Here is a 25,281-nt window from a genome sequence, read left to right as displayed (position 1 = left end):
AGCGGATGCCGGCCCCGCGCATTCCCTGGAATCTCGCCCACGCAACCGCTCGGCAAGCCTGGCATCCGCTATCTGCGCATCCGGGGGTGCACGCGGAGCCGTTCATAAACTCGGAGCCGTTCACGGCCGGGCCCTGTGCGGCCTGGCCGGCTGCAACCGTGCCAGAGCAGCCCGGCAGATTTCCTGAACCTGGTCGACGGTGAGGAAATTATCGTGCACCGCGGACTCGAGGCACGCGATCGCATTTTCTTCATCAAGGCCGTGGATGGCTTGCCAGACCGCATTTATCGGGGAGACGAGCCAGGAGTGTCCGGCATCCTCGCAGCGCACAGCGGTCCAGTGAATGTGCACGGGCTTGCCGGCAGCATCGACATTCTGGGACGGATTGGCGTGGGGTGGCCGTCGCAGGTGCAGACCAGACTCCCGCTCGGTGATTTTCGCGACACGCCCGTTCCAGACACTGGCAGCACGGAGTGTCATGAAAAACGCCGAGGTTGCGCACGCGCTCGAACCGTTGCCTCGGAGATTTTCGGCCGCCGAACGGCCCGGGTGGCCTAGCGGGCGCGCCGCAGGGCGATCACGGCAACGAGGGCGGCGCTCAGCACGAGGGCTACTCCGATCCATGCGGCGAGGCCGACGCCGCTGTCGAAGGCGTGTCGCGCCGATTGCAGCAGGGCATCGGCTGTGCCGCCAGACAGCTGCTGGGCCACGGCAACCGCTCCGCCGAGCGTCTCCCCCGCGGCATGTTCCTGGGCGCGAGTGAGGGAGTCGGGCAGCACGACGGCGCTCCGGTACGACGCGGTGAGAATGGTGCCGAGTACCGCGGTACCCAGCACCGCCCCGAGTTCGTAGGCGGTTTCCGAAACAGCGGATGCCGCGCCCGCCTTGTCAGCGGGAGCGTTGGCGATGATCAGCTCGTTCGAGACTGTCTCGGCCGCGCCGATTCCGATGCCGAGCAGCACGAAAGCGATCGCAACGCCCGGTGCGTCGATCTGCCCGCCCGAGATGGCGATGGCCCCGAATCCGGTGGCGGAAATGAACAGTCCGATCGGCACCAGCCGTGAGGGCCGCACCCGACGGGCGATCGGCACGATGGCCAGCCCGGCGATGATCATCGCGGCGAGCCCGGGCACGAGAACAAGGCCGGCCGCAAGCGGTGACAGACCGAGCACGAGTTGCAGGTGCTGCGACACGAAGAACAGGCATCCGACCAGGGCAGTAACGCTCAGCAGGTTGATCACCACGGCGCCGCTGAAGGCACCCAGGCGAAAAAGGCCCATGTCGAGCATCGGGTTGGGCAGGCGCAACTGACGTCGAACGAACCAGACTCCCAGCGCGAGTCCCACCGCGATCGGCGCCAGCGCCAGTGCGGTCGGTCCGTTTTCGGCGACCGCCTTGATGCCGTACACGATCGGCAGCATGGTGGCCAGGGTCAGCACAATGCTCAGCACATCGACGCGACCGGGGTTCGGGTCGCGCGATTCGGTCACGAGCAGGGGCGCGAGCACGACCAGCGGAAGCAGGAGCGGCACCGCGAGCAGGAAGACGGAGCCCCAGGCGAAGTGCTCCAGCAGGATCCCGCCGACAACGGGCCCGAGCGCACTTCCGGCGGCAAACCCGGTCGCCCAGATGGCGATTGCCAGCCGGCGCTGGTTTCGATCGGTGAAGGTCGAGCGCAACAGCGACAGGGTCGACGGCATCAGCATCGCACCGAAAAAGCCGAGCACTGCCCGAGCGAGGATGAGCCATTCAATGCTCGGCGAAAATGCCGCCGCGACCGAGACCGCACCGAATCCCACCGATCCGATGAGCAGCAGGCGTCGCCGCCCGATACGGTCACCGACGTTGCCCATGGCAACGAGCAGACCGGCCAGCACGAGCGGGTAGATGTCGACCATCCACAGCAACTGCACGCCGGTGGGTTTCGTGGCCTCCGAGATTGCCGGAAGAGCGAAGTTGAGCACGGTGTTATCGATGGAGACCAGCAACACCGGCAGCATGAGCACGACCAGCGCCCACCAGCGTCGACGGTCGTGCACCGTCGATACAGCGGATGCCGCAGCGGATGCCCCAGCACCCCGTGACGACACACCGGCAGTCGCCGCACCGGCGATCGACGCGCCCGAAACCGCCGTGCCGGAAGCCGCGGCGTTCGGCACGGCGCCGCCCTCGGCGGCAAACGCTCGGGCGGGGCCGGGCAGCACAATGGAATTGGTCGGGACGACGGGGGCAGACACGATCTCGTTCACTTTCTCGGTTACATCTTGAATACGGAGCGCTCGACTCGACGGGTCGAACCGAATTCCACTGTACCGGCTAGACGGTATAGTTGTCGAGTCAGCCCTCCGCGCTTCACCGACAGTCTGCGTGTTCGTTACCATGGCCCCTATGCCAAAATCTGCGCCTGACCTCACCGTTCCCACCCGGGATCGACTTCTTGACGCCTTTGCGGAGTTGCTGGTCGAGGGCGGGGAACGGTCGGCAACGCTTGACGCCGTCGCCGCCGCCGCCGCGGTGTCCAAGGGGGGCCTGCTCTATCACTTCGCATCGAAGGATGCCCTCATCGACGGGATGCTCGCTCGGCTCGATGCGCTCGCCAACGAAGACGCCGAGAATATTCGTACCGCCCCGGCCGGCCCGATCGACTACCTCATTCGCACCTCGGTGCACACCGGCAGCCCGCTGGATCGTGCCTATATCGCCGGCTCCCGCCTCGCCCAGGGGCGCGACTTACGCGCCATGCAAGTCCTGTCCGATATTCGTCGCCGCTGGCTGCAGGTCATTGAAGACGCCGTTCACGACCCGGATACGGCTCAGGCCATCATGCTCATCAGTGACGGGTTGTACGTAAATTCCTCGCTCGCGGAGAACGACCTCCGCGCGGAGGACGGCGCGGCCATGGACCGCCTGATCGGCGTCATCGACCGGCTGCTGCCGCGCCCCTAAGAATTCGGGCGAACGAACCCCGCCGAGCCGCAGGCCGTTAAAAGTTCGCGGCAAGAAAAAACGAGTGGGCACCTGACTGGCAGGCGCCCACTCGCATCCGTTCTGATCAGCTTTACTCGGTGAGGTCGATCTCCACCATGATCTCGGCGTCGATCGCGGCGCGCACCGAGGCGAGCAGCCCGGCCGGAACCTCGGAATCAACCGTGAGCACGCTGAGTGCCTTGCCGCCGGCCACGTCGCGGGCGACCTGCATACCGGCGATATTGATGTTGGCCTCGCCGAATTCACGGCCGTAGACGGCAACGATTCCGGGGCGGTCAGCGTAAATCATGACGATGAGGTTTTTCGCGAACGGCACTTCCACGTCGTAGCCGTTGATTCCGACGATCTTCTCAATCTGCTTGGTACCGGTGAGGGTACCCGAGACGGAGACCTGCGAGCCATCGGCGAGGGCGCCTCGCAGGGTGATGACGTTGCGGTAGTCGGGCGATTCGGCGTCGGTGAGCATGCGCACACTCACTCCGCGCTGCTCGGCCAACAGCGGAGCGTTGACATACGAAACGGTTTCGCTGACAACGTTGGTAAAGATGCCCTTGAGCGCGGCGAGCTTGAGCACGCTCACGTCGTACTCGACCAGTTCACCGTGCACCTCGATGTCCACGCTCGTGAGCGGGCTGTGTGCGGCGAGGCCGGAGAACACCTGACCCAGCTTCTCGACCAGCGGGATGCCGGGGCGCACGTACGAGTCGATGACGCCACCGGCCACGTTGACCGCGTCGGGAACGAGCTCACCCGAGAGCGCGAGGCGCACGGACTTGGCCACGGACACTCCCGCTTTTTCCTGAGCTTCATCGGTCGAGGCACCGAGGTGCGGCGTGGTGATGATGTTCTCGAGTCCGAGCAGCGGCGACCCGGTCGGCGGTTCGCTGACGAACACGTCGAGGCCGGCACCGGCGATGGTGCCGGCGAGGAGGGCCTCGTGCAGCGCCTCTTCATCGATGAGTCCGCCGCGGGCGACGTTGACGACGAACGCGGTCGGCTTCATCATTTTGAGCTGGGCGGCACCGATCATGCCGGTGGTCTCGGGGGTCTTCGGCATGTGGATCGTGACGAAGTCGGACTGCGCGAGCAGCTCGTCGAGGCTGACCGGGGTCACGCCGAGCTGCTGGGCGCGGGCCGAGGTGATGTAGGGGTCGTAGGCGATGACGTTGGTCCCGAACGCCTGCATGCGGGCGGTGATGAGCGCACCGATCCGGCCGAGGCCGATGATGCCGATGGTCTTCTCGTACAGCTCGACGCCGGTGTACTTGGAGCGCTTCCACTGGCCATCGGCCAGCGCGCCGGAGGCGGCCGGAATGTGACGGGCCAGGCTCAGGATGTGTCCAACGGTCAGCTCGGCGGCCGAGATGATGTTGGAGGTGGGAGCGTTGACGACCATAACGCCGGCCGCGGTGGCGGCCTTGATATCAACGTTGTCGAGGCCGACGCCCGCACGGGCGATGACCTTCAGAAAGGGCGCAGCGGCGATAGCTTCGGCATCCATTTTGGTGGCGGAACGCACCAAAACTGCCTGCGCAGTGGCAAGCTCGGCGAACAGCGCGGAGCGATCCGTGCCGTCGACGTTGTGAATGTCAAAGTCGGGCCCGAGGGCATCGACGGTGGCGGGAGAAAGTTCTTCGGCGATCAGGACGACGGGCTTCGACAATAAAATCGGATCCTTAGATAGCATGGTTCGGTGGCGCGAGAAAGTGCGCTATTCGTATTCCACCCTACCGGCTGCACCATAGTCCTCGAAGCAGCGGCGTAACAGACCGACTCCACCGGGTGGGGTGCCGGCCGTCCGGGACTAGACGATCAACCGTGCAAAGCCGAAGACGGCGGCCATGTTGATCGAGATGGCCGCGACCGCGCAGAGCCCCACCAGCAGGGTCAGCGCCTGCACGCCGAAGGCCCGGTTTTGTCCGAGCCGGTACGCGATGGCGTAGACCACGACCGGCAGCAGCACCCCGACAATGAGCACAGCCCAGCCGAAAACGCTCAGTTGGGTGTCGAGGGACTGGGCCTGCAGGTTGAGCCCGACCAGGTTGCCGATGGCTTCCCAGATGTCGTAGGCGTAGAACAGGGCGAAGAAAGCCGCGATTGTGAGCAGCAGCCAGCGCGGCGGTCGGCGACGGGTCGCCGTCGGTGCGCCGGCTTCGCTGCTGCCACCCGAGCGGATGCTGCCGCCGGAGTCGATGGTGCCTGCGTCACTCATGAGCCTGCTCCCGATCCGACGATGAATGGCAATGGAGCGAGCACGATGACGCCGAACAGCAACCAGGCCAGTCGGGCACGCGGGTGGCTCGTCGTGAGCCAATAGGTGACTCCGAACCAGATCAGGGGCGCTGCCACGGCCAGCCAGGCGCCGAGTGAGAACATGAATTCGGCAACGGGGTCACTGATCGGCTTCTCCATGCGGGCGACCCCGATGAACCACCCGATCGTGTACAGCAGATACACGCCGGCCAGGATCCCCATGCCGACCAGTGCCACCGAGCTGGGGGCTGACTCGGGTTCGGCGCCGTCGGCATCCGTCGCTTCGTCGATATCCGTGCCGGTATCGGTGTCGGTGGCGGCCGTCTGCACGGTATCGGCCGGGTGCTGCCCCGAGGTCGGTTGCTGCGGAATGGTCCACCCTTCGGGCAGACCACGCGGTTCGGGAGCATCCCGTTCGGCGCCTCCGGGGGTCAGACTTGGATCGTCATCACCGGCCCAGTTCAGCGCATCGTTGTCGCGTGTCGGGTTCATTTCCCCAGAGTATCCGGTTGCCGCGATCGGTGCCCGATCGGGGCACCGATTGCGGCCCTAACCGCTGAAACAAACCGCTGAAACTAACCGAACACGGGCGTGAGCGCCGTGATCAGCTGCTGCACGCCCAGCACGATGAAGAGCAACGCGCAGATACCGAGGGCAATGTTGGTGAACCACTTGTTGCGCCATTCCTTCGGCACACGTTTGCTGTTGAGCAGGCCGAGCAGGGTGATGGCGAGAAAGGGCATGAACAGCGAGCCGAGCACGCCATAGGCGAGGATGAGCCCGATCGGCGAACCGAGCAGAAACAAAATCATCGGCGGAAAGGTGAGCCACAACAGGTAGAACTTGAAGTATTTACCACCGACCAGCGTGTCAGGGTGGCCGGACTTCTTGCCGCGCATGTTGCCCCAGAAATCGGCGAACATGAGGCTCACGCCGTTCCACACGCCGATGATCGACGAGAAGGATGCCGCCCAGAAGCCCACCAGAAACCCGGTACCGACGACGACGCCGTACTTTTCATTGAGCACCGTCGACAGGTCGACGAGGCCCTTGTCGCCGGCGCTCAGCGTGATGCCGGCGGCTGCGACGACTTCGGCGCCCACGATAAGCATGGCGACGACGAAGATTCCGGTCATGACGTAGGCCATGCGGTTGTCGATGCGCATGACTTTCATCCAGCGCGGAGTGGACCAGCCCTTTTCGCGCAGCCAGTAGCCGTAGGCAGCCAGGGTGATGGTACCGCCGACGCCGCCGGCGAGGGCGAGTGTGTAGAGCACGCCGCCTTCGGGAATCATCGGCACGAGACCGCGCAGCATGGCCGGAAAGTCGGGTACGGCGATGACGGCCAGGCCGACGACGGTGATGAACATGATGCCCACGAGGGCAGCGGTGACCTTCTCGAAGATGGCATAGCGCCCGAACCAGACCATGGCCAGTCCGGCGAGGCCCATCGCGACGGCCCAGACCGGCAGCGGAAAGACCGGGAACAGCGCCGCCAGCGGCAGTGCGGCCGACGACATCGCCGTAGCACCGTAGACGAAGCCCCACAGCATGATGTACGGGCCGAAGTACCAGGTGGTCCACTTACCGAGGGTGCGCCAGCCCTCAAAAATGGTCTTGCCGGTGGCGAGCGTGAACCGGCCGGCGCCCTCGACCAGCACGATCTTGAGGATCACGCCGAGGATGACCGCCCACAGCAGGGCATAACCGTAGCGCGAGCCGGCCACGAGGGTGGCGACCATGTCGGCGGCCCCGACTCCGGTCGCGGCGACGACGAGTCCGGGGCCGACGATCTTCCACTTGGGCAGGGGGCCGTCTGCAACAGCCGGATCAGCGACGGCGAGACCGTCGCCGGAGTTTCCTTGGGAGCTCATGTACAGGGTCCTGACGTCGTCGTGAGGTGCGCCGGATCCCGGGGCACCTTCCCCACCCTAAGGCCCCCGATCGGGGTTGGTGAGCAACGATGCGGACGTGCCGTTGAGCCGAACCGGCACGAACAGCCCGAGAACGGCGGCCGCTCTCGTCGAGATAGCTACCGTCCGCTTCCCGGCACGGCCGGGCAGTCGATGTCCACTCTTTCTTCCGACCGCTACTGCACGTCGTCCTCCGGCGGCGGCAGGTGCACCTGCCGGTCGCGATCGACGGATTCCACGCCCTCCACACGGCCCAGTGCGCCCAGCTGCTGCTCCGAGACTGATCCGGTGATGATTCCGACCGTGTCGAGCACGTTCTCGACCGACATTCCGGCCGCACGCAGCCGCGCGGCGACGTCAACGATCCCGGCCGTGTGGGAGTCGTCGACGACGATGCTGACGGAAATCACCGGTCACCTCCGGCTTCCAGGATCACTGTGGTGCCTGCAACAGGCCGGTTCCGACGTCGAACGATGGCTCCCGCAACCGTCGACCGTCCTGCGCCATCGTGGCCCACAATTCCCGACCACGGTACCCCGTCGCTTGCGCCCACAAGACGGCGAGTCCGGCCACGTGCGGCGTTGCCATGCTGGTCCCGCTAATGATGCGGTAGGCCGTGGGGAGAATCCAGGAGGAGTAGACCTGCCAGCCGGGCCCCGCGACATCCACTTGACCGCCGTTCACCGGCAGGCTTCGCGCCGAGAAAAATGCCATGTCCAGCTGCTGGTTGAGTGCCGCGACGGCCGAGATGTAAGGGCTGTTGGCCGGCGGGCCGACGAAGCCGTAGTCGAAATTCATGCGATCAGCGTTGTTGCCCGCCGCGGCGATGATGAGGGACCCCAGGTCGAGTGCTCGGCGGCCGGCCGCGACGTACGGCGGGTGCACTTGGGGTACGTCGGCTCCCAGCGACATCGAGATGATGGCACATCCGTTTGCGACGGCCCAATTTATCCCGGCGATGATGCCGCCGTCGGTTCCTGATCCGAGGTTGCTGAGCACTTTACCGGCCAGAATGTCCGCTTCGAACGCGATCCCATACCGGGGTCCGGCAGCAGGAGACTTCGGGCCGGAGGAGGTGCCGATGCAGTGCGTTCCGTGCCCGTGACCGTCCTGAGCGGTCTCCCCGGCAATGAACGACTGCATGGTGACACCGCGTCCCGAGAAGTCGGGGTGTGCGGCATCGAAACCCGTGTCGAGCACCGCGAGCTTGATGCCGAGCCCGGTGAAGCCGGAGGTGGGGACCTGTGTCGCCTGCAACCCCCAGGTGAAGTCCGTGGAATCCTGAAAGATTCTCGGTGCCGCAACCGTGGTGCGCGCGGCCGTGTCGAGCAGGGCATGGTGCACCAGTTCCGGGGACACGGATTGGATCCGGCGGTCGCCGGTTCCTGCTGCGTCCCGCAGGGCCGCGAATTGGTTCGGGTCGGCCTCGACCACGGCGATGCCGAGCGTGGCGAAGACGGTGGCGTCGGCGATGCCGGTCTTCGACGGGTCCACCGCCTGGTCGGCGAAATCACGCGAATTCGCAACGTCCGATAGTCCCGCCGCCGTGCGCAGAACCTCTCCGGGATCGGTGACGTCGTCGTCGAAGACCACGATGAAACGACCCGTCGTCTCGGGGCCGTTCCCCTGTCGCTCACCGCCTCCGCTCGCGAAATCTTCAGGTTCCAGCATGCGCTTCTCCTCTCAGAAAAAAATTCTTGAGGCGAGAATGCCACGCGCCGCGTTACCGAGGCGTTACCGTGCCGGCGCTCACCGAAAAGGTCCAGCCCAGAATTCCGACCAGCGCAATGCGTTCAGCGAGACCGACGACCCCGGGCAGCCATTGGCTCGCCGCGACGACGAGAAGCAGGCCGGTGAGGGTGAGTGCGGCGAACGCGGTCGCCCACGGCAGTACGTGCGGCAAGACCCGGTTCACACGCAGCCAGAGTGTCAGCAGCACGATCGCGACGAGAGCCGTGACGAAGCCGAAGGACGCGACGGCGAGATGCACAGCGCCGACCTGGGTTGACGTCTGCAACGTGCTTTCGTGGGAGGTACTGACATCGGTGGGAAAAAAGGCGAGCACAGCCGAGCTGGCTCCCCCCACGAGCAACAGCACGAGCCCCAGGCCGAGCATCGGATCCCGACGCTCGGGCACCAGCACCCGCGCGGTGAGGAGAATCGCGATGACGACGGCGACGCAGAATGCCGCGCGGCCCAAAAAGTTGATGTTCATGATCCAGCCATACGGACCGACGGCGAGGTTGCTCTCGGCGTCGCTGATCGGGCTGTAATGCGGCGGCAGAAACTGCAACACCACGTCGATGAGCACGTACAACACCACCCCGACCATGGCGGCTGTCGCGCAGGCGCGCCGGACTCTGTTCCCTGATGCCATCCGCCCAGCCTTCCACACCGGGCCGGACTACGGCGCCGGTCCGTTTCCGAATTCGAAGTGCACGGCGCCGTCATCCGGCACGATCACGATCCGGCCGCGCGCCAGGGTCCACCCGTCGTGCAGAAAGAAGAACCGGCCGTTGCTGAGCACCAGCAGCCGCAGCCCGGAATAGCGGTAGAGCGGGGCATCCGCTGTGCCCACGGACCGCTCGGTGACGCCGGGGGAATTGATGGCCAGGCGGTGCGGGCTGACGAGTTCGGCGCGCGGCAGCGTACCGACGGACTGCTCGTACCGGGCCGCGAGCGAGCGCCCGACGGTCTGCGCGAAATCGGCGGTGCCCCAGAACAGCAGCAACGTGACGATGCACAGAACCAGCGTGGTCTCCACGGCGCGCTGTTCCCGGGTGAGGGCGGCGCGGGCAGCGGCCCGCCGGCGAAGGCGGGTGGCATCCGCGACGAGCCAGACCAGGGCGGCCAGGGCATAGGGAACGTACACGTGGCTGTCTAGCGGGCGGGTCAGCACGAGGATGAGTAGCCCGACCGCGACCACGGCGGCGGCCACGGCCACGACGCCCGCGCCCCGGCGCACCGTTTCTCGACCGCGCTCGCCATCCGCGCGTCGGCCCAGGGCTCGCCGGATGCCGGTGACCGCGACGCCCAGCCCGAGCAGAACGATGAGCGGCAGGAACAGGGAATTGATGCTGCGCAGGATGTAGTCCTGCGGGCTGTAGCCGAACAGGCTCACGTCGAGCCCCATCGCCCGTGCCTGGCTGTCGGTGCGCGCCCAGCCGAAGTAGAGCAGGAGGGCGGTGACGACCGTCACGGGGGGTCCGATGGCGGAGATGACCGTGACCGCTTTCACCCACGGCGTGGCCTCCCCGGCTACCGCCTGATCGGGCTCGTCGGGGTCGCGCGCGTCGGCAGCACGCGCGTCGGCAGCACGCGCGCGTCGGCGATGAGGGCGTCTCACTGCCCTGATCCGGTCGCGGAGCAGGTCGCCGGGTCGCCGTCGACCGTGATCGTGGCCGTGCCCGGCAGCCGACCGTCCGGGCCCCAGGCGGTGATCTCCTGCACACCGGAGCTGGACGCCGGGGTGATGAAGAAGAAACTGTTTTCGCCGGCCCGCCGCACATCGACGCTCCTGCCGCCGACCTCGACGCGGTCAACGACCAGGAATCGGCCGGCCAACAGCAGTTCCGCACCGCCGCAGACCGAGGTGTGCGGGTCTGGATCGGGGCTGTTGATCCCGCTGCTGGACACCCCGTCGAGGCCGAGTGGGCAGGCCGTGCCGGCGCCGGGCGCGACCGGGTCCAGGCGTTCTGCCGGATTGCGGCGGTGGGCTTCGGCGATGGCGGTGAGCGTCGTGTACACGGCTCGCCCCAGACAGTCGGTGGCGGCCGGGGCCGGTACGGCGGTGAGCTGCGTGGTCCCGCGGGTCCAGTCCTGCGCATTGTCGGTCACGACCGCCGTGCACAGTGCGCTGGCCGCGCTCCAGAGCGGGTCAGCGCTCGTATCGTTGGCGGCGAGCAACTCGCAGTCCCGGTTCTGCAGCAGGGAGTACCAGAAGTTCGGGGGCGGATCGCTCGGGCTCACCGGTCCGATGGGAAGCCACAAAACGGTGGTCCCCTCGGCACCAGGGTCGTCGGGTGCCGCCGGACCGGGCGGTCGGGGGCCTGCGGTGCCCGGGTCGGCGATGCCCGGGTCGGCGCGACCGGGGTCAGCGGTTACGAGGTCAGCGGCGGTGTCGCCGTTGTCCGGAGCAGCGGTCACGCCAGAACCGCTCCCGGCATCGATGCGGGCGTCGCTCTGGCCAGGACCGGCACACGCGGGGAGCAGGGCAGCGCAGGCTGCCGCCAGCACGATAATTCGGCCCGCTGCCCTCATGGGAAGAGTGCACACCCGGTGGCGTTACTGCGGTGTTATCAACACAGGGCGTCATCGACAGCAGAAGGGACCCCCGAAATCGAGGGCCCCTTCTACCCGGTTAAGCGGGTGTCGCTAGCGCGAGACCGAGCCGTCGGTGTAGTCGTCGTCGTTCGACGCGTTCCACGCGAACAGCTTGCGCAGGCTGCGGCCGGTGGCCTCGATCGGGTGCTCTTCGCCCTTCTTGCGCAGGGCGAGAAACTCCACGCCGCCGTTGTCCTGGTCGGCGATGAAACGCTCGGCGAATGCGCCGCTCTGGATGTCGGCGAGAACGGCCTTCATGTTCTCCTTGACGCTCGGGTCGATCACGCGCGGGCCGGAGACATAGTCGCCGTACTCGGCGGTGTCGGAGACGCTCCAACGCTGCTTGGCGATGCCACCCTCCCACATGAGGTCAACGATGAGCTTGAGCTCGTGCAGCACCTCGAAGTAGGCCACCTGCGGCTGGTAGCCGGCCTCGGTGAGCACCTCGAAGCCGTACTGGATGAGCTGCGACGTGCCGCCGCAGAGAACAGCCTGCTCACCGAACAGGTCGGTTTCGGTCTCTTCGGTGAAGGTGGTCTTGATGCCGGCGGCGCGCAGGCCACCGATCGCCTTGGCGTAGCTGAGGGTGAGCGGCCAGGCTTGGCCCGATGCGTCCTTCTCCACGGCGACGATCACGGGAACGCCGCGACCGGCTTCAAATTCGCGACGCACGGTGTGGCCCGGTCCCTTGGGGGCGACCATGATGACGTCGACGCCCTCGGGCGCTTCGATATAACCGAAGCGGATGTTGAAACCGTGTCCGAAGACGAGTGCCTTGCCGGTTTTGAGGTTCGGCAGCACGTCGTCCTTGTACAGGTGACGCTGCACCTGGTCGGGTGCCAGGATGACGATGACGTCGGCCCAGGCTGCTGCATCCGCTGTGGAGAGAACGGTAAAGCCGGCCTCTTCGGCCTTGGCCTTGCTCTTGGAGCCGTCCTTCAGGCCGATCTTGACCTCGACGCCGGAGTCGCGCAGGTTCTGCGCGTGGGCGTGGCCCTGCGAGCCGTAGCCGATGACGGCCACCTTCTTGCCCTGAATGATCGACAGGTCGGCGTCTTTGTCGTAGAAAATCTCAGACAATGTGTTTCTCCTCGTGAATTGATTGTTAGAAAAGCTGAAGCGTTAGTTTTTGAAGACTCGTTCGGTGATGGACTTGGATCCGCGGCCGATGGCGAGCAGACCGGACTGGGCGAGCTCGCGAATACCGAACGGCTCGAGCACCCGCAGCAGCGCCTGGGTCTTGCCCGCTCCCCCGGTGACCTCGATGACGACGGCATCCGTGGAGACATCGACGACGCGGGCGCGAAACAGATTGACCGCTTCGAGCACCTGGGAGCGGGTCGAGTTGTCGACCTTGACCTTGATCAACAGGTGATCGCGCTGCACCGACTGCGCGCCGTCCAACTCCACAATCTTGATGACGTTGATCAGCTTGTTCAGCTGCTTGGTCACCTGCTCGAGCGGCACGTCTTCGACGTCGACGAGAATCGTGATGCGGGACAGGCCGGGGATCTCGCTGTGCCCGACGGCGAGACTTTCAATATTGAAGCCGCGACGCGCGAACAGGCCGGCGACGCGCGTGAGCAGGCCGGGCTTGTCTTCAACCAGCAGACTCAGAACGTGGCTCGTCACGGTTACTCTTCTCCCCAGGTCGGTGCGTGGTCTTTGGCGTACTGAACGAAACTGTTGCTGACACCCTGCGGCACCATCGGCCACACCATGGCGCCAGGGCTCACGATGAAGTCGATAACGACCGGGCGGTCGTTGGTGGCGAGGGCCAGTTTGATGGCGTCATCAACCTGGTCCTTGCTCGTGACCCGAATACCGAGCGCGCCATAGGCATCCGCCATTTTGACGAAGTCGGGCACCATGGCGGTGCCGTGACCGGTGTTGAGGTCGGTGAAGGAGTGGCGTCCGTCGTAGAACAGCGACTGCCACTGCCGCACCATGCCGAGCGAGGAATTGTTGATGATCGCGACCTTGATCGGGATCTTGTTGATCGTGCAGGTGGCGAGTTCCTGATTGGTCATCTGGAAGCAGCCGTCGCCGTCGATCGACCAGACCACGCGGTCGGGTTCGGCGACCTTGGCGCCCATGGCGGCCGGCACGGAGTAGCCCATGGTGCCGGCGCCGCCGGAGTTGAGCCAGGAGTTGGGGCGCTCGTACTTGATGTACTGCGCCGCCCACATCTGGTGCTGGCCGACACCGGCCGCGTACACCGCCTCGGGGCCGGTGAGCTCGCCGATGCGCTGGATCACGTACTGCGGGGCCAGCAAGCCATCGGTGGGCTCGGTGAAACCGAGCGGGAACTCCGCCTTCAGACCGTGCAGGTACGTCCACCATTCGGTGGTGTCCGGCGCGGCGCCCTGGGCTGCGTCAGCCCAGGCCAAAGTCAGGTCGGCAATGACGTCCTTGGCATCACCGACGATGGGTACGTCGGCCACACGGATCTTGGAGATCTCCGCCGGGTCGACGTCAACGTGCACGATCTTCGCGTTCGGTGCGAATTCGCTGATCTTTCCGGTTACCCGGTCGTCGAAGCGTGCTCCGAACGAAATGATGAGGTCGCTCTCCTGCAGCGCGAGCACGGCCGGAACCGTGCCGTGCATGCCCGGCATGCCGAGGTGCTGCGGGTGCGAGTCGGGAAAAGCTCCGCGGGCCATGAGCGTGGTGACCACCGGCGCGCCGGTCGCTTCCGCCAGTGCGAGCAACTCGGGCGAGGCGTGGGCACGAATGACACCACCACCGACGTAGAGCACGGGCTTCTTCGCGTTCAGCAGTAGCTGGGCTGCCGCCTGCACCTGCTTGCCGTGGGCCTTGACGATCGGGCGGTATCCGGGCAGGTCGAGCTGGGGTGGCCAGATGAACGGCGCCAGGTTCTGCTGCGCGTCCTTGGTGATGTCCACGAGCACCGGACCGGGGCGCCCGGTCGAGGCGATGTGATAGGCCGAGGCGATCGCGGCCGGAATTTCTTCGGCGCGGCGGGCGAGGAAGGAATGCTTGGTGATCGGCATGGTGATGCCGATGATGTCGGCCTCCTGGAAGGCGTCCGTTCCCATCGAGGTTGAGAACACCTGGCCGGTGATCGCGAGCAGCGGAACGGAGTCCATGTAGGCATCCGCTATCGCCGTGACGAGGTTGGTGGCTCCGGGCCCGCTCGTGGCAATCGCCACGCCGACGCGACCGGTAGCCGAGGCATAGCCCTCGGCGGCGTGGCCGGCACCCTGTTCGTGACGCACCAGAATGTGGCGGATCTTGTTCTGCGTCATGAGCTCGTCGTAGAGCGGAATGACGGCACCGCCGGGAATGCCGAAGACATCGGTGACGCCGAGCAGCTCGAGCGTGCGAATGATCGCACCCGAACCGGTGAGCATCTCCGGTTCCGCAGACGCGGGGGCCGAGGGCACGGGCGTGGTTTCCGTGGTCATGGTCGTTAAATCCCTACTTCGAAATCGGTCGTTTCGACATGTAACAGTGTGCCCGCCGGGCACAAAAGCTAGCCGGTGATGGCGCCTTCAGCCGCGGAATGCACGAGCTTCGAGTACTTCGCGAGTACGCCACGGGTATAGCGCGGGGGAAGAGGCGCCCAGCCATCTCGGCGGGCGGCCAGCTGCGCAGGTGCGACCAGTAGGTCAAGCGTGCGAGCTGCGATATCGACCCGTATCAGATCCCCATCGCGCACGAAGGCAATTGGACCTGCGTCCACCGCTTCGGGTGCTATGTGGCCGATACACAGTCCGGTTGTGCCGCCTGAGAATCGACCGTCCGTTAATAGTAGTACATCGGAGCCGAGGCCTGCGCCCTTGATGGCGGCAGTGATCGAGAGCATCTCGCGCATGCCCGGCCCACCCTTGGGGCCTTCATAACGGATGATGACAACGTCACCCTTGTAGATCTTTCCCTCGGTCAGCGCGTCCATTGCGGCGCGTTCACGCTCGAACACCCGAGCCGGGCCTTCGAACACGGCGGCATCGAATCCGGCGGTCTTCACCACGGCACCTTCGGGCGCGAATGTTCCCTTGAGGATGGTGATACCACCGCTCTTGTGAATGGGGTTGTCGAGGGTGCGCAGCACCTCGCCGTCGAGCGCGGGCGGGTCGATCTCGGCCAGGTTCTCGGCCACGGTCTTGCCGGTGACGGTGAGCGCGTCGCCGTGGATGAGGCCGGCTTCGAGCAGCGCCCGCATCACCGCGGGAACACCGCCCTGACGGTCGACATCGTTCATGACGTACTTGCCGAACGGCTTCAGGTCGCCGATGTGCGGCACCTTGTCGCCGATGCGGTTGAAGTCGTCGAGGTCGAGCTCAACCTCCGCCTCGCGGGCGATGGCGAGCAGGTGCAGCACGACGTTGGTCGAACCGCCGAAGGCCATGGCCACGGCGATGGCATTCTCGAACGCCTTGCGGGTGAGAATGTCGCGCGCGGTGATGCCGAGGCGAAGCATGTTGACGACGGCCTCGCCGGAGCGGTGCGCGAAGTAGTCGCGGCGACGGTCGGCGGATGCCGGGCTCGCCGAACCGGGCAAGCTCATTCCGAGGGCTTCCGCGACACTGGCCATGGTGTTGGCGGTGTACATGCCACCGCAGGCGCCTTCGCCCGGAGCGAATGCGCATTCGATGCGCTTGGCATCCGCTTCGCTCATGCGGCCGGCCTTGACGGCGCCGACGGCTTCAAAGGAGTCGATGATGGTGATGTCTTTTTCGGTACCGTCGCTGAGCTTGACCCAGCCCGGCGCAATCGATCCGGCGTAGAGGAAGACACTCGCGAGGTCGAGGCGAGCGGCGGCCATGAGCATGCCGGGCAGCGATTTGTCGCAGCCGGCCAGCAGCACGGAGCCGTCGAGGCGTTCGGCCTGCATAACGACCTCAACCGAGTCGGCGATCACTTCACGGGAGACCAGGGAAAAGTGCATGCCCTCGTGGCCCATCGAGATTCCGTCGGAGACGGAGATGGTTCCGAACTGCAGCGGGTAGCCGCCACCGGAGTGCACGCCCTCCTTGGCGGCCTGGGCCAGGCGATCCAGGGATAGGTTGCACGGCGTGATCTCGTTCCACGAGCTCGCAATTCCGATCTGGGGCTTGTCCCAATCGGCGTCGCCCATGCCGACAGCACGGAGCATTCCACGAGACGTGGTGGCCTCGATCCCGTCGGTGACGTCGCGGCTACGGGGCTTCACATCGATCTCAGACATGTGTCCGAGTCTAGAACCTCGCAGGCCACCTGTGGTTCAGCTCGGGCGGAGGTGCGTGCTCAGAGGGACAGCTCAGAGGGCCAGCTCCGACCGCAGTGCGGCGATGCGCACCAGAACCTGGGTGACCTCGTGCGGGCTGCGCACCCGGTATCCGGCGAGGGTAGGCCCCTGACCGATCTTGAGCCCGACGTCGTCCTCGTCGAGGGCGGCGAAGGCATCCTCATCGGTCACGTCGTCTCCGGCGTAGAAGACGCGATCGGCCCGGGTGTACTCACGCAACTGCGCCACAGCGTCGCCCTTGGTACTTGAACGCACCGAGAATTCGAGCACGTTCTTGCCATCACGAACGGTCAACCCGGGGAGTTGTGCACCGAGCTGCTCCCGCGCCTCCCGCTCGGCTCGTTGACCGTCTTTCGTGGTGGCGAGGCGGGTGTGCAGGGCCAGTCCGGCGGGCTTGCGTTCGATGGTGGTGCCGGCGATCGATCCGGAGATGCTCTCCAGCACCCGGGCCAGGGTATCGAGCTGGTCAAGCTCGGTGGCGACCAGATTGAGCTCGATCTCGGGGGTGTCCAACTGCACCTCGATGCCGTGCGAACCGGTGAGGAGTACGGAACTCTGCGGCTGGGCAACGTGTTGCAGGCTCACCAGCGCCCGACCGGAAACGAAGGCCACGCGCACACCCGGCAGATCGAGCAGCGCCTGCACGGCTTCCCGGGTGCCGGCAATGGCCCGGGCATCCTCGGGGCGATCAACGTGCGGGGCCAGGGTGCCGTCGAAGTCGAGAGCGATCAGCAGGTTCTCGGCCCCCGCGATGCTCTGCAAAGCCAACTCAAGGTCGTCGGGGATACCGGCCGGCACGGCGGCGCCGCCGGTAAGGGCTCGCAAGAACGACGCCGACCAGGCGGCGACATCATTCTCGGCCACCTTGCGGCGCAGCGACCGCATGCGCCGGGTGCGCTCCCGCTTGGGCATCTCCACCGCGCGCACAATGGCGTCTTTGGTGCCGTCAATATCGTGCGGGTTGATCAGAATGGCCTGTTTGAGTTCGTCGGCGGCGCCGGCGAACTCGCTCAGCACGAGCACCCCGTCCTGGTCGAAACGCACGGCCACGTACTCCTTGGCGACGAGGTTCATACCGTCGCGCAGGGCGGTGACGAGCATGACGTCCGCTGCCAGATACATCGCGACCATTTCTTCGCGCGGGTAGCTGTGATGGTGATAACTGATGGCGGTGTGACTGATCGTGGAGAAGTCACCGTTGAGCCGACCGACGGCAAGTTCGATCTCGTCGCGCAGGGCCATATAGGTACTGACCCGTTCCCGGGAGGGGCTGGCGACCTGCACCAGGGTGACGTCTTCGACGCTCAGCCGGCCCTCCGCGAGCAGTTCCCCGAAGGCCTTGATGCGATGACCGATTCCCTTGGTGTAGTCGAGCCGGTCCACGCCGAGCATGAGGGTTTTGGGGTTGCCGAGGTCTTCGCGAATCTGGCGGGCGCGTGCCTGAACCTCGGGGCGCCGCGCCAATTCTTCGTAGGCGGCGGCGTCAATCGAGATGGGAAAGTGCTTGGCGATGACGCGACGGGTATCGCCCTTCTCGCCGGTCGGCACATCGATGACCACTCCGCGAGTCGGGTAGCCGTAGAGGCGGCGCACGGCTCGGGAGAAGTTACCGGCATCCGCCACGCGTTGAAAGCCAATGACGTCGGCGCCGAGCAGTCCGTGCAGAATTTGCTTGCGCCACGGCAGCTGCGCATAGATCCCGTATGGGGGAAAGGGAATGTGATTGAAAAAACCGATAACGAGGTCGGGGCGGGCTTCGCGCAACATGCGCGGCACAAGCTGCAGCTGGTAGTCGTGCACCCACACCGTGGCGCCCGGGGCGGCAATCGCCGCGGCAGACGCCGCGAAACGGCGGTTGACGGCAACGTAGGCGTCCCAGGTTTCGCGGTGAAAGCTCGGCGGTGCAATGACGTCGTGGTAGAGCGGCCAGAGGGTGTCGTTGGAGAAACCCTCGTAGTAGTCCTCGATGTCAACTTCATTCAGCCGCACCGGTACGAGCGAGATGCCGTCGTTTTCGAAGGGTTCGAAATCGCGGTCGGCGACGCCCGGCCAGCCGACCCAGGCTCCGTGCGAGGACCGCATCAACGGCTCAAGCGCGGTGACCAAACCACCGGGCGAGGTACGCCAGGTTACGGTGCCGTCTTCGGCTTCTTCAAAGTCAACCGGTAGCCGGTTCGACACGACGACAAGCGAATACGTGCCGGCCGGGGCATCGGCGGGCACAAGCAGGGCGGGGTCAGTCTGGGACCGTGTGGATTCGGCTGAAGAGGTAATGGATCATCCGTTCCGGGCGCACCCGAGGTGCACACCTATCTTGCCGATCAAGGTTACCAGTGCGGCCCTGGCCGTTCGGGGCCCGTCCGGGTGGTGCCCATGCGATCTCGACCACGCTCACGCCGATACCGGGTAACTTAGTGCGGGAAACATAACGCCGGAGGTTTACATGCGAAAGTTCGTATTCAGCAGTGCAATGATCGGCGTCGTCGCCGGCGGATGGAACACCGTGCAGGCCACACGGCACGGTCCCCGTGACTGGCGACTGGTGATGTTGTGGATCGGCTGGGCGCTGAGCGCCGCCGTCGCCATCGGCACCGTCATTGAAGACGCGAACAAACGTGAAATTGAGAGCTGATTTCGGTACCCAATCGGTGGGTCCGGCGGCGTGTCCGGCGGCGAGTCGGTAGTTTGTCACCGAAAATAGGCTGAGTGGCTGGTTCCGGCTGCACGCTTCGCACCTGAAAGGGGTTTGTCATGTTTGGTCGTCGACGCCGACGTTTGGCCGCGAGCGCAGCACTGACCGTCGCCCCCGCTCCGGTGTTGCGTGACGAGCAGATCTTCGAGCTGCTACATGACAAGCTTCAAACGCTGGTCGGCGAGCACGGCGCGTGGACTTTGGTGGCCCGCAGTACCGACGACACCGAGGTTATCTTTCACGGGCTGAAGGCCCGCGAAATCGCTCTCGAACTGACCGATGCGATCACCACCGAGCAGGCCGCTCTGCGCGGTGAGACCAGTGGCGAGCCGACCGCGCTGTCGTGGACTCCGGCGCCGATATCGACTTGGAATGAGCCGGCCGCGATCGAGAGCACGACCGCTGATCCCGCTTCGAGAGGTACCGCTTTGATCGAGGCCGCTCCGATCGAGGCCGCTTTGATCGAAGCAGCGCGAGCACACGATGACGACCTGGATGCGGCATCCGCTGCCTGGATCGAAAAAGCGTCGGCGACGCTCGCTTCGGCCCGTCTCGTCGCCTGACGGCCCGTCTCGTCTCGTCTCGTCTCCTAGCGGCATGGTGCATGGCCGCCGGCCGATACTGAGCCAATTCTCACCCGGCCGCTGACAGGATGGTCTGATGGCTCTCCCCATTGAGGATTACGCGCTCATCAGCGACTGCCACACGGCAGCCCTCGTGGGCATAGACGGCAGCATCGACTGGCTCTGCTTGCCGCGTTACGACTCCGCGTCAATGTTCGGCGCGCTGCTCGGCGACGAGAACCACGGCCGGTGGCTGCTCGCCCCGGCCGACGACGAGGCCATCGCGACCCGCAGCTATCACGCTGATACCTTCGTGCTGTCTACCGTGTGGACCACGACCACCGGTCAGGTGGAGGTTCTCGATTTCATGCCGCACGGCGATGGCCGAGCCGACCTCGTGCGTCGTGTGCGTGGAATCAGTGGCACGGTGCACATGACCCAGGATCTGCGATTTCGCTTCGGCTATGCCTCGATCGTGCCGTGGGTACGACAGCTGAAGGGCGAGCCCGTGCGCGGCCTCATCGCGATCGCCGGTCCAGACGCCATCGTGGTGCGCGGCCCGGCCCTGCGCGCCTCCGACCATCGACACGTCTCGCACTTCGACGTTGCTGCCGGCGAGACCGTTGATGCACAAATGACCTGGTACCCCTCGCACCGAGAGATCCCCGCGGCCATCGATATTGATGCCGCCTATGCTTCTACCTGCGCCTGGTGGCAGGACTGGGCATCGAGTTGCAGCCACGAGGGGCCTCTCCGCGCCCAGGTCGTGCGCTCATTGCTCGTGCTGCGAGCGCTGACCCACGAGCAGACCGGTGGCATTGTGGCCGCCGCAACGACGTCGCTGCCCGAGAAGTTCGGCGGCAGCCGCAACTGGGACTACCGCTACGTCTGGCTGCGCGACGCCTCACTCACCCTGGAGGTACTCCTCAGCCACGGCTACGAGGGAGAGGCCGGCAACTGGCGCGCCTGGCTGCTGCGCGCCATTGCCGGCGACCCGGGGGACGTGCAGATCATGTACGGCCTCTCCGGCGAGCGTTACCTGCCCGAACACGAGGTCACCACCCTGCCCGGGTACAACGGCGCCTCCCCCGTGCGGGTGGGCAATGGAGCGGTCGACCAGTTTCAGTCCGATGTGATCGGCGAGGTCATGGTGGCCCTGCACGCCGCCCGCGCCGCCGGCGTGCACGAAGATGAGTTCTCCTGGCCGTTGCAACGTGCACTCATGAAGTTTCTCGAAGAGAACTGGCGCCGCCCCGACCAGGGCATCTGGGAGGTGCGCGGCCAGGCGCGGGAGTTCACCCACTCGCGTGTGATGGTCTGGGCTGCCTTTGATCGGGCGGTGCGCGGCATCGAGGAGTGCGGCCTCGACGGTCCGCTCGAGCGGTGGAAAGCCCTGCGCGACGAGGTGCGCGCCGACATCGAGACTCGGGGCTTCGACGCGAATCGAAACAGCTACGTGCAGTTCTATGGCAGCACCCAAGTGGATGCCTCCCTCCTCGTGCTGCCGCAGGTCGGCTTCTGCGCCCCCACCGATCCGCGCATGCTCGGCACCGTTGCCGCGATCGAGAACGATCTCATGCACGACGGACTGCTGTTGCGCTACCGCACGCACGCCGAGGTCGACGGGCTGCCGCCGGGCGAGCATCCGTTTCTGGCCTGTTCGTTCTGGTTGGTCGAGCAGTATGCCCGGTCTGGTCGCCTCGATGACGCCGATGCGCTCATCAACCTGCTCATGGGATTCGTGAACGATGTCGGGCTGCTCTCGGAGGAATACGACGTGGCCAACGGTCATCAGGTGGGCAACTTTCCGCAGGCGCTCTCGCACCTGGCACTGGTGCGAGCAGCGGATGCGATCGTGGCCCGCTGGTCGTCCCCGGTGGAGCCGGTGGTCGAGCCGGTCGAGACCACCGTGCCCAATCTGGTGTCGACCAGCTCGACCGACGGCTAGCGCAAGACCGCCGCAAAACGCGATCCTCTACAGTTCGTGCCCATTCGTTGTAGGTATTCTTCAGCGGCCGGTACGCCCCGAATTCTAGATTTGAAACCATGACCGATCCCGTTCGCGCCACCGCCCCGACGCGGCGCATCCTGCCCGCCCGCGATCTGGCCCAAATCGCCATCTTCGCTGCCCTCATCGCAGCGCTCGGCCTACCCGGACCGCTTAATATCGGTCCGGTACCCATCACCATGCAGAGCCTCGGTGTGATGCTTGCCGGGGCCGTACTCGGCCCGCGCAAGGGCAGCCTCGCCGTGCTGCTGTTTCTCGTATTGACCCTGCTGGGGCTCCCCCTGCTGGCCGGTGGGCGCGGCGGCATCGGTGTGTTCACCGTCAGCCCGGCGGCCGGGTATCTCTACGGTTACCTGTTCGGTGCGTTCGTCACCGGATATCTCACGGCTCGACTGATGCCGAAATACTCATTTCTGCCTGCCCTCGGTGCCACGATCCTCGGCGGCATCGTCGCCGTGTACCTCATCGGCATCCCCGTCATGGCCATGAACCTTGCTTTGCCGCTGTGGACGGCGCTCGGCCTGAACGTTGCGTTTCTGCCCGGAGACCTGATCAAGGTCGTTGTGACCGTGCTGGTCGCCAGTCAGGTGCACCGGGCCTACCCTGGCCTGATCACGCCGCCGCAACGTCGCACGGCCAGAAATTAGACAGGCGGGAAAACGTCGCGTGAGCACCATCCACTTCGAAGCCGTGTCGCAGTCCTTCGGTGACCGCACGGTACTGCGGGACGTGAATCTGACCCTCACCGAGCACCGCATCGGAATCATCGGTGCGAACGGCTCTGGCAAGTCGACACTCGTGCGCATGATCAATGGGCTCGTCACACCCACGAGCGGCACGGTAACCGTCGACGGGCTGAACGTGGCCCGTCGGGCCCGCGAGGTGCGCCGCCGGGTGGGATTCATTTTCACCAATCCGGACAACCAAATTGTGATGCCCACCGTGCAGGAAGACGTGGCGTTCACACTGCGCCGCCGCGGCCTCTCCCCCGCGGAGATTGCCGAGCGCACCGCGGCCGCGCTGGAACAATTCGGGCTGGCGGCGCACGCCGATCACCCGGCGCACCGCCTCTCGGGTGGGCAGAAGCAGCTGCTCGCCCTGGCCGCCGTGCTCGTGGCGGAGCCGGCCACCATCGTCGCCGACGAACCAACCACCCTGCTCGATGCCCGCAATGCCCGGCGCATCGGTGAGTTGCTGCACACGCTCCCCCAACAGGTCATTGTCGTCACGCATCATTTGCACCTGGTCGAGGACTTCGACCGCGTGATCGTCATTGAAGCGGGTGAAGTCGCCGCCGACGGCGCGCCCGCGCAGGCCCTGGCCACCTACCGCGACCTCGTGCAGTGACCGGTCGCACAGTGACAGGTCGCACAGTGACAGGTCGCCCATGATCGGGCTGTACAGCCCGGGCACCTCGTTCGTGCATCGAGCACCCACCCTGCTCAAGTTGGTGCTGCTTTCCCTCTGCATTGTGGTGATCGGCCTGTCACCCGACCTGCGTGTCGTGGGGGGCGCCGCAGCCGGTGTCGTGCTGTTGTTTGTCGTCGCGCGGGTTCCGCTGCGGGCTGCCACGGCTCAGATCGCCCCCATCCTGCTCATCCTGGTGGTGGCGCTACCCATCCAAGGATTCCTGTCCGGCTGGTTGGTCGCCGCTCTCATGGCCGGCCGGCTGCTCGTAGCGGTGGCCCTGGCGGCCCTGTTCACGATGACGACAACGGTCACCGCGGTGCTCCTTGCATTCCAGACCCTGCTGCGTCCGTTCCGCCGATTCATCGACGCCGACCGGGTGGGGCTGCTCGTGGCCCTCACCATTCGCTGCATTCCGTTGGTCGCCGACATTGTGCGCGAGGTCATGGAAGCTCGCACAGCGCGTGGCACGCGGGGCTCGCTCATGTCCATCGCCGTTCCGGTGGTCGTGCGTTCGCTCTACGCAGCGGATGCCCTCGGCGAGGCCCTCGTCGCGCGCGGTCTCGACGACTGATTCGCACCGCGCGCACACCGAGAATTCCCCATTATTCGCGCCGCGCCATCCGCTCATTCAGCCGGTTCATAGCCGACCCGTGGCAGAGTAGGTGACTGGCCGTTCGCGCCAGCAGACATCCCCAGATCATTGCCTGCATGTCAGGTACATTCTCGAAAGAGGCTTCGTGTCGAAAATCCCCGCGCTCTTGACCATTGTGGGCTTGACGCTCGCGCTGACCGCCTGTGGCAGCAGCGATACACCCACCCCCACAGCAACGGATGCGGCAGCGACCGACGCCGCCTACGCCGAGTGCACCGCACCCGGCGATGTGTCGGACGCCGTCAAGGTGAGCGGCGATTTCGGGGCAGTGCCCACCGTTGACTTTGCCGAGCCGCTCGAGCCGTCGTCGACCCAGCGCACCGTGGCTATCGAGGGTTCCGGCAAGACTGAAGCGAGCGGCGGAGCTCTCGTTGAGGCGTCGCTCTCGGTCTACAACGGAACCACCGGCGCCGTCGTGCAGGAAACGACCTACCCGACCGACGGCACCAGCGAAACAATCACGGTCGGCGAAACCTTCCTCGCCGGCCTGGTGCGCGCCGTCAATTGCTCCGTTGAAGGCGATCGCATCGTCGCCGTCAGCACGACCGACGATGCTTTCGGCGACACCGGCGCATCCGATATCGGAATCGCTGCGGGCGACTCGGTGGTGTTCGTCATCGACGTCATCTCCGTCACCAAGCTCGCCGACCGTGCCGACGGCGAGGACCAGCCGGTCATAGACGGTATGCCCACCGTGAAACTCGCCGACGACGGCGCTCCGACCATCACCATCCCCAAGACCGACCCGCCGACCGACTTGCAGATCTCCACCCTGAAATTGGGCGACGGGGCCGTGGTCGCCGACGGCGACACTGTTTCGGTCGAATACACCGGAGTGATCTGGGGTACCGGCGAAACCTTCGACTCGTCCTGGACCACCGTGGGACCGGTCACCTTCGTCACCAGCCAGGTTGTTCCCGGATTCGGCGCGGCGCTCGTCGGCCAAACCGTCGGCTCCCAGGTGCTCGCTGTTTTGCCGCCGGCCGAAGGCTACGGCGAAGCCGGCAATGATTCGGCCGGCATCACCGGCACGGACACCCTCGTGTTCGTCGTCGACATCGTGGGTACGACACCCGCCGCATAATCTCCGCAGCACGGGCGCCGCTGTCGACTTTCGGGTCGACGGCGGCGCCTTTTTGCACGCAGGCCACAGCACGTTCCTGAATGGACGCCCAGCCGCGCAGGAAAAATCCGTGAGAGTGTGAAGGGAAGGCACAACCTGCCCGGC

Annotated in this window: 24 protein-coding genes; 8 read left to right on the top strand and 16 right to left on the bottom strand. The window is 65.7% G+C overall.

Features of this window, described 5'->3' with window-relative positions; genetic code table 11:
• Positions 1–120 precede the first annotated feature (120 nt).
• Together QMK22_RS07260 and QMK22_RS07255 are read right to left on the bottom strand one after the other, a co-directional pair.
• Positions 121–480 carry a hypothetical protein gene (locus QMK22_RS07260; RefSeq protein ID WP_283496947.1) on the bottom strand — a complete coding sequence of 120 codons (360 nt, stop codon included), beginning with the start codon at positions 478–480 and terminating at the stop codon, positions 121–123.
• 74 nt (positions 481–554) lie between these two features.
• On the bottom strand, positions 555–2,039 hold the full coding sequence (locus tag QMK22_RS07255; RefSeq protein ID WP_283497118.1) for an MFS transporter: 1,485 nt from the start codon (positions 2,037–2,039) through the stop codon (positions 555–557).
• A gap of 349 nt (positions 2,040–2,388) precedes the next feature.
• Here QMK22_RS07255 and QMK22_RS07250 point away from each other — a divergent pair, with 349 nt between their 5' ends.
• Positions 2,389–2,946, top strand: coding sequence for a TetR family transcriptional regulator (locus QMK22_RS07250; protein ID WP_283496946.1), 558 nt, complete (start codon positions 2,389–2,391; stop codon positions 2,944–2,946).
• A gap of 112 nt (positions 2,947–3,058) precedes the next feature.
• Here QMK22_RS07250 and serA read toward each other — a convergent pair whose 3' ends face one another.
• From serA to QMK22_RS07180, 14 genes are all read right to left on the bottom strand, one after another.
• The gene (gene serA / locus QMK22_RS07245) at positions 3,059–4,651 is read right to left on the bottom strand and encodes a phosphoglycerate dehydrogenase (protein ID WP_283496945.1); all 1,593 of its coding nucleotides are present in this window, start codon (positions 4,649–4,651) and stop codon (positions 3,059–3,061) included.
• A gap of 141 nt (positions 4,652–4,792) precedes the next feature.
• A complete protein-coding gene (locus QMK22_RS07240) occupies positions 4,793–5,200 on the bottom strand; it encodes a bacitracin resistance protein (protein WP_283496944.1) in 408 nt (135 codons plus the stop codon).
• Positions 5,197–5,733 (bottom strand): hypothetical protein, encoded by a 537-nt coding sequence (locus QMK22_RS07235; RefSeq protein WP_283496943.1) that lies wholly within the window; start codon positions 5,731–5,733, stop codon positions 5,197–5,199. The genes QMK22_RS07240 and QMK22_RS07235 overlap by 4 nt, the downstream gene beginning before the upstream one ends.
• A gap of 83 nt (positions 5,734–5,816) precedes the next feature.
• Positions 5,817–7,115, bottom strand: a complete 1,299-nt coding sequence (locus QMK22_RS07230) for an Nramp family divalent metal transporter (RefSeq protein WP_283496942.1) — start codon at positions 7,113–7,115, stop codon at positions 5,817–5,819.
• Between the two features lie 215 nt (positions 7,116–7,330).
• The gene (locus QMK22_RS07225; protein WP_283496941.1) at positions 7,331–7,564 is read right to left on the bottom strand and encodes a hypothetical protein; all 234 of its coding nucleotides are present in this window, start codon (positions 7,562–7,564) and stop codon (positions 7,331–7,333) included.
• A 22-nt stretch (positions 7,565–7,586) separates the two neighbouring features.
• Entirely contained in the window at positions 7,587–8,825 is a 1,239-nt protein-coding gene (locus tag QMK22_RS07220) for a S8 family serine peptidase (RefSeq protein WP_283496940.1), read from the bottom strand.
• Positions 8,826–8,877: 52 nt separating this feature from the next.
• A complete protein-coding gene (locus QMK22_RS07215) occupies positions 8,878–9,531 on the bottom strand; it encodes a DUF998 domain-containing protein (protein WP_283496939.1) in 654 nt (217 codons plus the stop codon).
• Between the two features lie 27 nt (positions 9,532–9,558).
• A complete protein-coding gene (locus QMK22_RS07210) occupies positions 9,559–10,500 on the bottom strand; it encodes a hypothetical protein (protein WP_283496938.1) in 942 nt (313 codons plus the stop codon).
• Complete coding sequence (locus tag QMK22_RS07205) at positions 10,497–11,414, bottom strand: hypothetical protein (protein ID WP_283496937.1); 918 nt, start codon at positions 11,412–11,414, stop codon at positions 10,497–10,499. Before QMK22_RS07205 ends, QMK22_RS07210 begins: the two co-directional genes overlap by 4 nt.
• Before the next feature lie 114 nt (positions 11,415–11,528).
• Complete coding sequence (ilvC, locus tag QMK22_RS07200; protein ID WP_283496936.1) at positions 11,529–12,557, bottom strand: ketol-acid reductoisomerase; 1,029 nt, start codon at positions 12,555–12,557, stop codon at positions 11,529–11,531.
• Positions 12,558–12,599: 42 nt separating this feature from the next.
• Positions 12,600–13,109, bottom strand: coding sequence for an acetolactate synthase small subunit (gene ilvN / locus QMK22_RS07195; RefSeq protein WP_283496935.1), 510 nt, complete (start codon positions 13,107–13,109; stop codon positions 12,600–12,602).
• A 2-nt stretch (positions 13,110–13,111) separates the two neighbouring features.
• The gene (locus tag QMK22_RS07190) at positions 13,112–14,905 is read right to left on the bottom strand and encodes an acetolactate synthase large subunit (protein ID WP_283496934.1); all 1,794 of its coding nucleotides are present in this window, start codon (positions 14,903–14,905) and stop codon (positions 13,112–13,114) included.
• A 68-nt stretch (positions 14,906–14,973) separates the two neighbouring features.
• Positions 14,974–16,668 (bottom strand): dihydroxy-acid dehydratase, encoded by a 1,695-nt coding sequence (ilvD, locus tag QMK22_RS07185; RefSeq protein ID WP_283496933.1) that lies wholly within the window; start codon positions 16,666–16,668, stop codon positions 14,974–14,976.
• Positions 16,669–16,740: 72 nt separating this feature from the next.
• Positions 16,741–18,951: a bifunctional alpha,alpha-trehalose-phosphate synthase (UDP-forming)/trehalose-phosphatase gene (locus tag QMK22_RS07180; RefSeq protein ID WP_283496932.1), complete on the bottom strand. Its 2,211-nt coding sequence runs from the start codon at positions 18,949–18,951 to the stop codon at positions 16,741–16,743.
• 220 nt (positions 18,952–19,171) lie between these two features.
• Between QMK22_RS07180 and QMK22_RS07175 the strand changes: the two genes are divergently transcribed.
• From QMK22_RS07175 to QMK22_RS07145, 7 genes are all read left to right on the top strand, one after another.
• Complete coding sequence (locus tag QMK22_RS07175) at positions 19,172–19,360, top strand: hypothetical protein (protein WP_283496931.1); 189 nt, start codon at positions 19,172–19,174, stop codon at positions 19,358–19,360.
• 119 nt (positions 19,361–19,479) lie between these two features.
• A complete protein-coding gene (locus QMK22_RS07170) occupies positions 19,480–19,983 on the top strand; it encodes a hypothetical protein (protein WP_283496930.1) in 504 nt (167 codons plus the stop codon).
• A gap of 97 nt (positions 19,984–20,080) precedes the next feature.
• Positions 20,081–21,931: a glycoside hydrolase family 15 protein gene (locus QMK22_RS07165; protein WP_283496929.1), complete on the top strand. Its 1,851-nt coding sequence runs from the start codon at positions 20,081–20,083 to the stop codon at positions 21,929–21,931.
• 98 nt (positions 21,932–22,029) lie between these two features.
• Complete coding sequence (locus tag QMK22_RS07160; RefSeq protein ID WP_283496928.1) at positions 22,030–22,638, top strand: biotin transporter BioY; 609 nt, start codon at positions 22,030–22,032, stop codon at positions 22,636–22,638.
• A gap of 19 nt (positions 22,639–22,657) precedes the next feature.
• A complete protein-coding gene (locus QMK22_RS07155; RefSeq protein ID WP_283496927.1) occupies positions 22,658–23,338 on the top strand; it encodes an energy-coupling factor ABC transporter ATP-binding protein in 681 nt (226 codons plus the stop codon).
• A gap of 40 nt (positions 23,339–23,378) precedes the next feature.
• On the top strand, positions 23,379–23,972 hold the full coding sequence (locus QMK22_RS07150; protein WP_283496926.1) for an energy-coupling factor transporter transmembrane component T family protein: 594 nt from the start codon (positions 23,379–23,381) through the stop codon (positions 23,970–23,972).
• Positions 23,973–24,138: 166 nt separating this feature from the next.
• Positions 24,139–25,137 (top strand): FKBP-type peptidyl-prolyl cis-trans isomerase, encoded by a 999-nt coding sequence (locus QMK22_RS07145; protein ID WP_283496925.1) that lies wholly within the window; start codon positions 24,139–24,141, stop codon positions 25,135–25,137.
• Positions 25,138–25,281: the final 144 nt, after the last annotated feature.

Origin of the sequence: Cryobacterium sp. PH29-G1 (genome assembly GCF_030063365.1) — a bacterium.
GTDB lineage: Bacteria > Actinomycetota > Actinomycetes > Actinomycetales > Microbacteriaceae > Cryobacterium.
This window is presented reverse-complemented; position numbering and strand designations above follow the sequence as displayed.